The 11,904-nt window shown below is 39.7% G+C and carries 12 protein-coding genes; 5 read left to right on the top strand and 7 right to left on the bottom strand.

Annotated elements, in window-relative coordinates; translation table 11 throughout:
• Window positions 1-82: 82 nt before the first annotated feature.
• Together IPM71_13670 and IPM71_13665 are read right to left on the bottom strand one after the other, a co-directional pair.
• The gene (locus tag IPM71_13670) at window positions 83-1,153 is read right to left on the bottom strand and encodes an anhydro-N-acetylmuramic acid kinase (GenBank protein ID QQS50619.1); all 1,071 of its coding nucleotides are present in this window, start codon (window positions 1,151-1,153) and stop codon (window positions 83-85) included.
• 3 nt (window positions 1,154-1,156) lie between these two features.
• Window positions 1,157-2,869: a M23 family metallopeptidase gene (locus IPM71_13665; GenBank protein QQS50618.1), complete on the bottom strand. Its 1,713-nt coding sequence runs from the start codon at window positions 2,867-2,869 to the stop codon at window positions 1,157-1,159.
• A gap of 118 nt (window positions 2,870-2,987) precedes the next feature.
• Here IPM71_13665 and IPM71_13660 point away from each other — a divergent pair, with 118 nt between their 5' ends.
• The 3 genes from IPM71_13660 to rny all read left to right on the top strand — a co-directional run bounded on the left by IPM71_13660 (window position 2,988) and on the right by rny (window position 5,400).
• Complete coding sequence (locus IPM71_13660) at window positions 2,988-3,281, top strand: hypothetical protein (protein ID QQS50617.1); 294 nt, start codon at window positions 2,988-2,990, stop codon at window positions 3,279-3,281.
• Between the two features lie 6 nt (window positions 3,282-3,287).
• Window positions 3,288-3,578 (top strand): cell division protein ZapA, encoded by a 291-nt coding sequence (locus tag IPM71_13655; GenBank protein QQS50616.1) that lies wholly within the window; start codon window positions 3,288-3,290, stop codon window positions 3,576-3,578.
• 250 nt (window positions 3,579-3,828) lie between these two features.
• The gene (rny, locus tag IPM71_13650; GenBank protein QQS50615.1) at window positions 3,829-5,400 is read left to right on the top strand and encodes a ribonuclease Y; all 1,572 of its coding nucleotides are present in this window, start codon (window positions 3,829-3,831) and stop codon (window positions 5,398-5,400) included.
• Between the two features lie 54 nt (window positions 5,401-5,454).
• Here the strand turns inward: rny and IPM71_13645 are convergent, their stop codons facing one another.
• Window positions 5,455-6,330: a transglutaminase family protein gene (locus IPM71_13645; GenBank protein QQS50614.1), complete on the bottom strand. Its 876-nt coding sequence runs from the start codon at window positions 6,328-6,330 to the stop codon at window positions 5,455-5,457.
• 280 nt (window positions 6,331-6,610) lie between these two features.
• Here IPM71_13645 and IPM71_13640 point away from each other — a divergent pair, with 280 nt between their 5' ends.
• Window positions 6,611-7,585 carry an aldose 1-epimerase gene (locus tag IPM71_13640; protein ID QQS50613.1) on the top strand — a complete coding sequence of 325 codons (975 nt, stop codon included), beginning with the start codon at window positions 6,611-6,613 and terminating at the stop codon, window positions 7,583-7,585.
• 46 nt (window positions 7,586-7,631) lie between these two features.
• A complete protein-coding gene (locus IPM71_13635) occupies window positions 7,632-8,093 on the top strand; it encodes a DUF4293 domain-containing protein (GenBank protein ID QQS50612.1) in 462 nt (153 codons plus the stop codon).
• Window positions 8,094-8,150: 57 nt separating this feature from the next.
• Here the strand turns inward: IPM71_13635 and IPM71_13630 are convergent, their stop codons facing one another.
• The 4 genes from IPM71_13630 to dnaA all read right to left on the bottom strand — a co-directional run bounded on the left by IPM71_13630 (window position 8,151) and on the right by dnaA (window position 11,791).
• Window positions 8,151-8,606, bottom strand: coding sequence for an aspartate carbamoyltransferase regulatory subunit (locus IPM71_13630; GenBank protein ID QQS50611.1), 456 nt, complete (start codon window positions 8,604-8,606; stop codon window positions 8,151-8,153).
• Window positions 8,607-8,616: 10 nt separating this feature from the next.
• A complete protein-coding gene (pyrB, locus tag IPM71_13625) occupies window positions 8,617-9,525 on the bottom strand; it encodes an aspartate carbamoyltransferase (GenBank protein ID QQS50610.1) in 909 nt (302 codons plus the stop codon).
• Between the two features lie 72 nt (window positions 9,526-9,597).
• On the bottom strand, window positions 9,598-10,197 hold the full coding sequence (locus IPM71_13620) for a YigZ family protein (protein ID QQS50609.1): 600 nt from the start codon (window positions 10,195-10,197) through the stop codon (window positions 9,598-9,600).
• A 172-nt stretch (window positions 10,198-10,369) separates the two neighbouring features.
• Window positions 10,370-11,791, bottom strand: coding sequence for a chromosomal replication initiator protein DnaA (gene dnaA, locus IPM71_13615; protein QQS50608.1), 1,422 nt, complete (start codon window positions 11,789-11,791; stop codon window positions 10,370-10,372).
• Between the last annotated feature and the right edge of the window lie 113 nt (window positions 11,792-11,904).

The following is an 11,904-nucleotide window of genomic DNA, read 5'->3' as shown; positions in this document are numbered from 1 at the left end:
AAAAAAAACTATTTGCATTGCAAAAATGCTAATAATCGTCATATACCGGCATTCATACAACTTGAATTTTACTGTGTTTAATTTATGGTAAATAAACAGCACCTGATACTGAATTGTTCCAGGCACCGGTTACACTGGCCAAAGTATTTACCTTCCCTTCGAGGCGCAAAAGACCTAGGAAAGCAAAAATTACCGCTTCTTTCATTTCAATCAGGGTATTCGTCGGAATTACCAGTTCTTTATGGCAAAGGAGTTTGACCTGATCAAGCAAAAAACCGTTGTATGCTCCCCCTCCGGTTACAAGCACAGTTTTTCCGGGACCTTCATTTAAAGTTTGAGCAATCTGCTGCGCAGCATGCATAGTAAATGTTCGCAGCAGGTCTTTTGCAGTATGAGTTCCTATTAACAAAGGTAAGATGTTGGTATGAACCCATTCGAGCCCGAGTGATTTCGGAAATGTTGCTTTGTAATAGTCCAGATTATTTAGCTTCTCCAACAGATCAGGCAATAATTGCCCCGTTTGGGCAAGGTCTCCATTCGAATCGTAAGGATGGCCGAGGGAATTAGCCAGCTTGTTCAGCACAATATTCACAGGGCAGATGTCAAAAGCAATCCTTACCCCATCGGAGCGGTCGTATGAAACATTGGCAAAGCCACCAAGGTTGAGGCAGGCATCGAATTCACTAAAAAGAAGCTTATCGCCAACAGGCACCAAAGGAGCACCTTGACCGCCTCTTGCTACATCAGTCGAACGGAAATCGCAAACCACGATTTTATCGGTAGCGACCGCAATCTCAGCACCGTTGCCAATTTGCAGGGTATACCCCTTATCGGGTGCATGAAAGATAGTATGGCCGTGAGAAGAAATAAAATCAACCTGCGATTTGGTATCAGACAGAAAACGTTTAGCCTCCTGTCCCATGAACCTGCCAAGAGATGCGTGCAAGGCGGCAAGGGTGTTTGCATCCTGATTAAACACACTTTTAAGTTCTGCTTGTATTCCAACCGGATAGGAAATTGTTTTAGAAACTATTGTTTCGTATTTCCAGCCTTTTCTTTTTCTTTCGAAATGACACACTACAAGGTCCAGACCGTCAAGACTGGTACCAGACATCATGCCAAGAACGCGGTGATCATGTTTTTTCGCAATCATAAATTAGAAATAAAAAGAGGCTGAATACTTGGCCAGGTTATTACGCTCGTCGAGCACATAAATTTCGAGCTTATGAGGTTCATTCAAGTTAGCAATCCTTTTCTTGTCCAGCTTGCAACTAAAGGTACCTGTTTTTGCATCGAAACGGAATAAGACCCAATTCCCATCGACATAGGCATTGTAGGTTTTAATTCCCGATAGGTTGTCGGATATAATAAACGACAGCATATCGCCAGCCTTGTAACGGCCCCCGTTGATGAATGAAAGTGGAATAATCTCTGGCGACAAGGTATCGCAGACCACAAGGTATTTGCCGAACTTGCTTATGGAAGCTATTACCCTACCTGACTGATACCTTCCTCCAAGGGATTCCAGCTCTCCTTTCTCGTCAATTTGTGCCAACAAAAGTTTCTCTGGCAACATACCATTGAGCGGCCGTGTTACAGAAAGCGATAATTCTGGTTGTTTATTTAAGGCAACGAGCTCATCGCCTACCACAATAATATCGGAGAAAGACTGAGTGGGGTATGGAATGCTGATAAAGGATACCCATTTATCTGAAAAAAGTGCATTTGAAGGAAAATACAGCGAGAAATATTCATTTTGATAAGTCTTTTCCTGCTTACAACTGATATAAACATTGCCTGTATCGGAAGGTGTATTAGGGATATCGTCAGCCAGTGCCAATTTAAAATTGAGTTCCGATTTGTTTTGGTACACATCGGTAACACGCACCTTTGCCTTGTAGGTTCTGTCTTTATTAAGTCTTACAACTCCGCCATCCCGAACTTTATTGTAAATCGAAAGTTGGTTATTGGTTTCGGAGAATAATCGGTGAACGTATCGGTCGTTCAACATTTTCTCAGCGTAATCGAGGTGAGATTTGATAAAACGCGACTCATCAAAGCTGATCTTGTCGATTGTAAAAGAATAGATTAAGGTATCATCCAGCAAAAACTCAAGTTCGTAAATACCACATTTATTGTTTGAACCATTCAGATAATCATATACTTCTACTCCAAACGCTGAGGCACTTCCGACTTTTATAGTGCCGGAAGTGTAGTAAGTCCCGTTTGATCCGGCAACCGAATACATGCGCTTGTCGGCAGGGATAAAAGTAAGGGTATCTAACTGGCTGTAAACAGCCAAACGCATAAATACCGGAGGAATTGAATCTTTCACAGGAAGATTGAATTTTAGTCCATTCAAAGGCACCTGTCTCGAATCGCGCAACTCAAAATGCAAATGGGGTCCTCCCGAACGACCAGTATTTCCTGATAAGCCTATTTTCTGCCCCTGATTCACAACAAATAGGTCTGCGGGCAAGTTCAGGTCGATCTCGTAAGATTTTCGCCGGTACTGTTCGTTTTGCAGGTAAGCTTCCAATTCCGGATAAAACTCTTCCATATGGGCATAAACCGAGGTATACCCGTTGGCATGCGTAATATAAACCGCATGACCATAGCCTCCAGACTGCACCTTAACACGCGATACATAGCCCGATTGCACGGCATAAACAGGCTTACCAATAGTACCATTTGTTTTAATGTCGATTCCTGCATGAAAATGGGTACTCCTCAATTCTCCAAAATTACCAGACAAATACAATGGCAAATCGAGAGGGGGCACCAATTGAAATGTTTGGGAAAAAACAGGTGAAGCAGTTATTATAGAGAATAACAGAAATACAAATTGAATTTGAAAAGAAATGCCCATAAAATAAAGATTAAATGCCGTGTAAAAAACAGATTATAAATTAATATGAGGTAAAAATAACTTAAAGATTTTTTTATATTTGTATAAGCATTATGTAAATTTATAGCAAGATATTTTCATGGAACAGAGTAATGACCAACTTATTCTTTTACTGCGCGATAGAATAAAAAAAGTCATTCAATTACATGAAAGAGAAAAAGAAAAAAACAGCATTTTAGAGGCAGAAAAGAAAAAGCTGGAACAAAATGTTGCAAATTTGTATAGAGAAAAAGAAGACTTTGAATCAAAATATAACAATTTAAAATTAGCTAAACAACTGGAAGTATCGTTTGAAAACACACACGATGCGAAGTTGAAAGTGAACAGAATTGTGCGGGAGATTGACAAATGTATTGCTCTTTTAAATAAGTAGCTGTGAATGGAGGAAAAGCTTTCCATAAAAGTAAACATAGCCGACAAGTTTTATCCTTTAAAGATTGATAAAAACGAAGAGGAAAGAATAAGGAAAGCCGCAAGACTAATAAACGAAAGACTTCTGCAGTATAAGCAGAAATACGTTGAAAAAGATGTTCTTGATTTTCTTGCCATGACAGCCTTGCAAAATACCACCAGAATGGTGGAGTTGGAAGAAAAACACGATGTAAACACAGTAATTGAAAACATTAAGGATATTACTGAAGAATTGGACGAATACATAAAAGGAGAGTAATTAGGTTCTTTACATATAGCAACGATATTGCCCGCATTGTTTCTTCAAATATTTGTGAAACTCAACACTTTCTACATTGAAGCATCGCTCGGGTCATCAAGAACAGGCCATATCCCGATTCGTCGGGAATCGTAAAAGATCATTGGAAGTTCGACATGGTACGGCGGCTTCACCCCTGACAGAATGGGGTTTCAATAAATCTTGAGGAAATATGCGGGCATTTTTATTTATATATAATTCAAATTAACCAATGGACGCAACAAACACAATAGCAAGCCAGACATTCCTTTTGCAAGGAATTGTAATAGGCAGCATTGCCTTTCTGGTTGGCGGAGGGTTGGCATTCGTGCTCTACAATTTTGCCCTGAAAAAGAAGAGAGAAAGCATAATTAACGATGCCAATGCAGAAGCCGAAGTAATAAAAAAGGATAAAATGTTACAGGCTAAAGAAAGATTTCTTCAGCTTAAATCGGAACACGAAAAGCACATCAACGAACGTAACAGCAAGCTGGCCCAGGCTGAATCGAAATTTAACCAGCGCGAATCCCAACTCTCTCACAAATACGAAGAGCTTCAACGCCTTAAAAACGAACAGGATGCCATTCGCGAAAATCTAAATGTTCAACTTGAACTAGTCGAGAAAAAAAGTCAGGAACTGAGCAAATTACACAAACAACAAGTTGAGCAGTTGGAGACTATTTCTGGTTTATCAGGCGAAGAAGCAAAAAACCAATTGATAGAATCGCTCAAAGACGAAGCCAAGACAGAAGCGATTTCGTACATCAACGAAATTATGGACGAAGCTAAGATGACTGCCAATCGTGAAGCAAAAAAAGTAGTAATAGAAACCATACAGCGTGTAGCTACTGAAACTGCCATCGAGAACGCTGTAACCGTATTTAACATCGAAAGTGACGAAATAAAAGGCCGTATCATTGGACGCGAAGGTAGAAACATTCGTGCCCTCGAGGCCGCCACTGGTGTAGAAATTATCGTGGACGATACTCCCGAAGCCATTATACTATCTGCATTCGACCCTGTTCGCAGGGAAATTGCCCGCCTTGCGCTTCACCAACTGGTAACCGATGGCCGGATTCACCCGGCACGTATTGAAGAGGTGGTAGCCAAAACGAAAAAACAAATTGAAGAAGAAATTATCGAGGTTGGTAAACGCACTGCCATTGACCTTGGTGTGCATGGATTACATCCTGAACTCATTCGACTTGTAGGTAAAATGAAATACCGTTCCTCTTACGGACAGAACCTGCTGCAGCACTCCCGCGAAGTAGCAAATCTTTGTGCCATCATGGCATCGGAGTTGGGTTTAAACCCGAAAACTGCCAAACGAGCTGGACTATTACACGATATTGGAAAAGTATCTGACGAGGAACCAGAATTGCCACACGCCATTTACGGAATGAAAATGGCCGAACGTTGCAAAGAAAAGCCAGATATTGTGAATGCCATAGGAGCTCACCACGATGAGATTGAAATGACCAGTCTTATTTCTCCAATTGTTCAGGTTTGCGATGCCATTTCAGGAGCCAGACCCGGTGCCCGCAGGGAAGTAGTAGAGGCTTATATCAAGCGATTGAAGGATCTTGAAAATCTGGCTTTGGCATATCCCGGCGTTACAAAAACCTATGCCATCCAAGCTGGTCGCGAACTCAGGGTTATTGTTGGAAGTGACAAAGTAAGCGACAAAGAGGCCGATGCCTTGTCGTACGAAATTGCAAAACGTATCCAGGACGAGATGACTTACCCGGGACAAGTAAAAATTACCGTCATTCGCGAAACACGCGCGGTAAGCTATGCAAAATAGCAGATTTAACCTTATTTATAGCGAAAACGCCTCCTGACTTGGGAGGCGTTTTTTTTATCGCACAATCTGCTTGTTAATGGTTTTAAGCAATTGCTGCAGAGGCTTTACTTTTTCGTTGTAACCAATTTTTTCATAGGCTATTATAAGGTTTACAATTAGCCTTTCCATAATAATCTCGTTATTGCATGGAAGAAAATATTCTGCCTTAGGTTCCAATTTTTCAGCTACAATAAAACGTTCTACATCGAAGCGGGTTAAAATTGCTCCATTGTTATAGGGGTTTATGTAGAATAAAATGTCGTTCGATTTATCGCGGGCTTCCACATGCCGGTATTCGTTGATATAGGCTAATACAAAGGCTTTGGGTAAGTTTACTCCGTAAACCGGCAATTTAAGTTTACGGGCTATAGACAAATACAAAATACCCAGCGAAACCGGATTACCCTTGCGGGTTTCCAGAACATAATTGATAAAAGAATTGGAAGGTGAATAAAAATTGGCAGAATTGCGTGTAAAGTGGTTCAAATCGAAAATAACATAGTTCAGTAGGTTTATCTTTTCATAGGCCGTAAGGCTTGTGCCCGAATCAAAATTTACATCAGAGGCTATACGTTCCACTTCGGAACTGATGGACTCCAGTGAAATATTCGGATATTGTATTTGTGCGAGTGTGACAGCCCCTTCGAGCAAATTAGTGGCACCTGTGTCTAACCATTCTTTTATCTGCTGATGTGTATGCGAAACCTGAATAAAATGGATCAGGCTTTCAATCCGCTGCTGAAGGTCCCCATCTAAGGTAGATTCCCACACCTTTTCGAGCTGGGGTATAATCTTCAGTCCGTGCTTCATCAATTCGGCCGTTACAGCCTTGTTTACTTCCAAATCCTTATCGTCAAGTAGCGATATCAAAGACTGAATTGGCTTTCTCATTATTCAATGTCAAGAATTAAATGCTTGAAACAAATATATTGTACGATTAAACAGGTTCACTTCTAACTTATAAACAATTCCGCTCATCATAATTAAAATTCTTGCTGAAACAATTGCGTTATATCAGATACAAACATTAGGCAAACTCAAAAAATCCTGTTAAATTAGAAAGTACGATTTCCAGTAGGGTCGAAATTTCATACCAGCAAAGTAATTCGCCAAAAAGGCATTTGTTAGTGCTTCGATAATTACCAGGAAGTAGAATTAAATGCAACCAGAAATGATGGATGCAACCAGGTTTGAAATCGCCGAAACATGTTTTGGCAGATTAAAAGCAATAGAAATAACAAATAAGCATACCCGAGAGCAATTGGTTATATTGCCCGATATGGGAGGCATGTTGCTGGGATATAGACTTCTGGTTAACCATCAATTAATTTCTATTTTAGAAAATTATCGGACTGAAACTGAATTATTGGAAACCATAGGCAACAGTTTTAAAGGTTGTCTTCTATTTCCTTTTCCTAATCGCATCGATGGAGGAAAATATCAGTTTAAAGGAAAGCAGTATCAGCTAAATGTGAACTTTTCGAATGAAAACAACGCCATCCACGGCCTGTTATTCGATAAAAAATTTGTAAAAATTTCACAAACCATCGATGAGCATCACTGCAGCCTTGTGTTAAGCCATTCCGATAAGAATCTTCCTGGCTATCCATTTGCCTTTCAAATTGATATTGCATATACGCTTAATGAGCAAAGTGAGCTGAGTATCTGCACGCGCATTACCAATACCGGAAACCAGAATTTACCAGCAGGTATTGGTTGGCATCCTTATTTTACACTAGGTTGCCAGATCGATCATCTGAGAATAAGCTTTCCGGCTGCAGAAAAATACATCACCAATCAGCGTATGCTCCCAACAGGTGAGCATGATGCCTACAACGATTTTTCTAACCTGAAGCAAATTGGGAACAATCGGTTTGACACGTGTTTTAAAGTGGCCGCTAATTCCGGCCAGGCTGAGACAATTCTGTACAATTCAAACCTGAAAGGCGGGATAAAAGTATGGCAAAATACCGGACACAACCAATACAATTACCTGCAGCTATATACACCCGATCACAGGCAATCCATTGCCATTGAACCTATGACCTGTCTGCCGAATGCTTTCAACATAAACTCAGAATTTCTCGATTTACCTCCTGGTTCAATTCACGAAGTGGAATGGGGAATTAAAAAACATTGCCAATAAAATTCATACTGCTCGGGGTTTTTTAATATTTTTGAAATAAAAACCCATGATACAGCGAATACAATCTATTTTTATTCTGGTCTCTGCTGTTTTGCAGGTAGTGTTTCTGAAAGCTTCGCTTGCACAGTATTTTATTTCAAACAAAGTTGTCGACTTTTATGCAATGGGATTTTATGTTCAACCCGAAAAAGCAGAAAAGATTTTTTCCACTTTCACTCTGGCCATACTTAGTTGGGTTATTCTGTTTTTAACAGCTGTATCTTTGTTTTTATACAAAAAACGAATGCTGCAAATACGGTTTTGCATTTACAGTTTGCTTTTAAATATTGGTGAAATAGGCTTAATCCTTTTCTTTATGAATAGTTTTAACGGGAATTTCCAACCAGAATCACATTCCTACAAGCTCGCACTTGTTATTCCGGTTGCCAATGCCATCCTATTATATCTTGCCTTTAGGGGAATCAGAAAAGATGAACTGCTCGTAAAGGCCTATCACCGCCTGCGATAGCTATAAACTTGTCTTATTTAAGAAAAAAAACGCAATCGGTTGATTGCAGTTTTCTTCTTATAATGCATCAACTTTTTCGGGATCGGTTACCTTTTCGCAGAAATGACAAAGAAGCATACGTGCCTGTTTGTCTATCACTTTAAAATGAGTCTTAATTTTCTCGTGGTTTGTGATGCATTTAGGATTCACACAGCGAATAATACCAAAAATTTCATCGGGTAGTTCAACTGTCTTCTTCTCAACAACTTTATAGTCTTTAATAATGTTGAGCTTGGCCTGCGGAGCAAAAAGGGCAATTCTGTTGATGTCTTTTTCCTTAAAAAATACATCCGAGAGTTTAATAATAGCTTTGCGGCCCAGTTTTTTACTTTCGAAATTGGTACCAAAAGTAATGGTATTATCAATTTCATTGAGCTTAAGTATATTAATTACCATAAACAGGTGGTCTGCCGGAATATGGTCAATCACCGTACCATCTTTAATGGCGCTTACTTCCAGTTTCTTGTTTATCATCGTTTTGATTTTATTGAAGTCCTAAAATGAGCGAAATAATAGCCTGGCGCACATAAACACCATTTTCAGTTTGTTCGAAATAATAGGCATACGGACTGTCATCGACATCGGTATCAATTTCATTAACACGTGGCAGTGGGTGCAGTACCTTCATGCTATTCTTGCATCCATCCAGCATTTCGCGTTTGAGAACATAAGCATTTTTCGTACGCTCATATTCAATCGGATCGCTGAATCGCTCTTTTTGTACACGGGTCATGTAAATAATGTCTGCCTTCTGAACGTGTTTATCAATGTCTTTCTGTTCTGAAAATTTTAAGCCTCTTTTCATAAGATAATCTTTATATTCCTTTGGCATTTTCAGTTCGTCTGGCGAGATAAAACAGAAGGTAGCATTAAATTCAGAAAGAGCCATTAAAAGAGAGTGCACCGTGCGGCCATATTTCAGGTCGCCAACCATAAAAATGTTTAGATTTTCGAGGGTTTTCTGGGTTTTAAGAATGGAATAAAGATCGAGAAGAGTTTGAGTAGGATGCTGATTGGCACCGTCGCCTGCATTGACAACAGGAACCTTTGAGTTTTCACTGGCATACCGGGCACTTCCTTCGAGTGGATGTCGCATCACAATAAGTTCGGCATAATTGGCTACTACCCTTATTGTATCGTAAAGAGTTTCGCCTTTGGTTACCGAAGAACTACTTGAATCGCTAAAACCAATTACTTTTCCTCCAAGTCGGTTAATGGCACTTTCGAAACTCAACCGGGTACGTGTAGAAGGCTCAAAAAACAGGGTGGAAATAACTTTTCCGTTTAGCAGATTTTGGTATGATTTGCTTTCGAACTGCGAAGCGACCTCCATAATTTTCAGATAGTCGTCTTTCGAATAATCGGTAATCGACACTAAACTTTTATTCTTCATTCGGTAAAAGTGTTTATTTTAAAGATAGTTAAATTCATTGTTACATCAATCCTTGTTAAAATCATTCAGCACTTATGTGTGCATTACAGCACCATAAAGTTGCTCAAACCTCGAAACAACTCTGTTGTAATCGAGCAATCGTACATTAAGAGTTAGCTGGCATATCTGGCTAAAATCCTGACGTATTATCTCTATTCCTTCTTCTTTCACGAGTTTTAATACCGGCCCCGATAACTCATAGGGGAATTCGACACGAAAAGTACGCTTCACAAACCTGGGAACAATTTCAGCGGCATCGAGGCATTCTGAAGTAGCCATTTTATAGGCATTGATGAGGCCTCCTGTGCCAAGCAGTGTTCCTCCAAAATAGCGCACCACTACAACCATCAAATCAGACAAGTTACGTGAGATGAATTGACCATAAATAGGTTTGCCTGCAGTACCTGAAGGTTCACCATCGTCGCTTACCCGATATTTTTCGTCGATTATTCCTAAACGGTATGCATAGCAATGATGTCTGGCATCGTTGTATTCTTTCTTTAGGTGAACAATATGTTCCTTTACCTCGTCTTCCTGCGCAACAGGATAAGCAAAAGCCAGAAATCGGCTTCCCTTGTCTTTGAATAAACCTTGCGAGGGAGCAGTGATAGTATTGTAAGCATCGTAACTCATAGATAGCTTAAAAGAAATATATTCTTAAAATAAAATATATGATTGAATGCAGGTCTTTAACTATTGCGGGCTTATACATTCCTCTGGTTGATGCAGATAATACATTCGGTTTTTAGGAAATAGAACTTATAAAGCAAAAAAAAACAGGTTTAAAGCAACCTGTTTTAATGAATTAGAATTTCAATTTTTTTTCAATGTCTTCAATCTGATTTTTGAAATGTTTGTCGGTATCGAGCAAATTATTTACCGTTTTACAGGCATGAAGCACTGTTGCATGGTCTTTGCCTCCTATCTGCGCTCCTATTGTAGCCAATGACGATTTTGTCAGGCATTTGCTAAAATACATAGCCACTTGACGGGCCTGAACAATTTCGCGCTTACGCGTACGTGATTGAAGCATCTCTACTCCTATATCGAAGTAATTGCATACCACCTTCTGTATGTAATCGATTGAAACCTCACGTTTCGTATTTTTAATGAGTTTATCAATCATCTCTTTGGCCAGGTCGAGGGTAATCTCTTTCCGGTTTAGGGTCGATTGGGCCAAAAGAGAGATAAGGGCACCCTCGAGTTCACGAATGTTTTCGGTTATATGTGTGGCGATGTATTCAATTACCTCGTCGGGCATTTGAATGCCATCTTTATAGGTTTTTTGGTTGAGAATTGCAATTCGGGTTTCGAAATCAGGAGTCTGTAGATCTGCCGAAAGCCCCCATTTAAACCGCGAAAGTAAGCGTTGTTCCATTCCCTGCAATTCTACAGGTGGTTTATCCGAAGTTAGAATCAGTTGTTTGCCCGATTGATGCAGATGATTGAAAATGTGAAAGAAAGTATCCTGAGTTTTTTCTTTTCCCGAAAATTCATGCACATCGTCAATGATCAGCACATCAATCATCTGGTAAAAATGCAAAAAGTCGTTGCGGTTATTGTTGCGAATCGATTCGACAAACTGAGTCTGAAACTTATTGGCATTGACATACAATACCGTTTTATCGGGGAAACGATCTTTCACTTCAATTCCAACTGCCTGAACAAGGTGGGTTTTTCCTAAACCCGAATCGCCATAAATTAATAAGGGATTAAATGCAGTTCCACCCGGGCTGTTGGCAACTGCAATACCTGCCGAACGGGCCAGTCGGTTACATTCGCCTTCCACAAAATTGGCAAATGAATTCTCTGGATTTAAATGTGGGTCAATATCGAGTTTCTTTAATCCTGGAATAATGAAGGGATTCTTAATGGATTTCTCTTCATCGTTCAGCGGAACTGAAACAGGTCTGTTCTTAATTTCTTTTTGGTTCTGCGCTGGTAACTTAAGAAAGGTTGAACTGCTTACTTCAACAGGGTTGTATTCCATTACAACACTGTATTCAAGTTTGGCATCATAACCAAGCTCTTTACGTAAGGTTTTGCTGATAATTTCAATGTACTTTTCTTCGAGGTATTCATAGAAAAATGGACTAGGTACCTGAATTGTCAGAATGTTATTCTCAAGCCTCAAGGGTATGATAGGCTCAAACCAAGTCCGATAACTAATTGAGGGCACGTTATCTTTTATTACTTTTAGGCAATTACTCCAAACCTCCCGATGCATTGTTGTATTGTATTAGGTATAAAGCTTTTAGTTTGAACGGCGTTGTTAATTAAACAGAGGAGCAATTTTGTGAAAAAAAAGATAAAAAAAAAGACCTCTGGCTATTGATAAAT

It is taken from the genome of Bacteroidota bacterium (genome assembly GCA_016699695.1).
GTDB lineage: Bacteria > Bacteroidota > Bacteroidia > Bacteroidales > UBA10428 > UBA10428.
This window is presented reverse-complemented; position numbering and strand designations above follow the sequence as displayed.

Coding starts and splice junctions, on each gene's coding strand:
- IPM71_13670 (QQS50619.1), bottom strand. CDS start 1,153: ATGATTGCGAAAAAACATGATCACCGCGTTCTTGGCATGATGTCTGGT.
- IPM71_13665 (QQS50618.1), bottom strand. CDS start 2,869: ATGGGCATTTCTTTTCAAATTCAATTTGTATTTCTGTTATTCTCTATA.
- IPM71_13660 (QQS50617.1), top strand. CDS start 2,988: ATGGAACAGAGTAATGACCAACTTATTCTTTTACTGCGCGATAGAATA.
- IPM71_13655 (QQS50616.1), top strand. CDS start 3,288: ATGGAGGAAAAGCTTTCCATAAAAGTAAACATAGCCGACAAGTTTTAT.
- rny (QQS50615.1), top strand. CDS start 3,829: ATGGACGCAACAAACACAATAGCAAGCCAGACATTCCTTTTGCAAGGA.
- IPM71_13645 (QQS50614.1), bottom strand. CDS start 6,330: ATGAGAAAGCCAATTCAGTCTTTGATATCGCTACTTGACGATAAGGAT.
- IPM71_13640 (QQS50613.1), top strand. CDS start 6,611: ATGATGGATGCAACCAGGTTTGAAATCGCCGAAACATGTTTTGGCAGA.
- IPM71_13635 (QQS50612.1), top strand. CDS start 7,632: ATGATACAGCGAATACAATCTATTTTTATTCTGGTCTCTGCTGTTTTG.
- IPM71_13630 (QQS50611.1), bottom strand. CDS start 8,606: ATGATAAACAAGAAACTGGAAGTAAGCGCCATTAAAGATGGTACGGTG.
- pyrB (QQS50610.1), bottom strand. CDS start 9,525: ATGAAGAATAAAAGTTTAGTGTCGATTACCGATTATTCGAAAGACGAC.
- IPM71_13620 (QQS50609.1), bottom strand. CDS start 10,197: ATGAGTTACGATGCTTACAATACTATCACTGCTCCCTCGCAAGGTTTA.
- dnaA (QQS50608.1), bottom strand. CDS start 11,791: ATGCATCGGGAGGTTTGGAGTAATTGCCTAAAAGTAATAAAAGATAAC.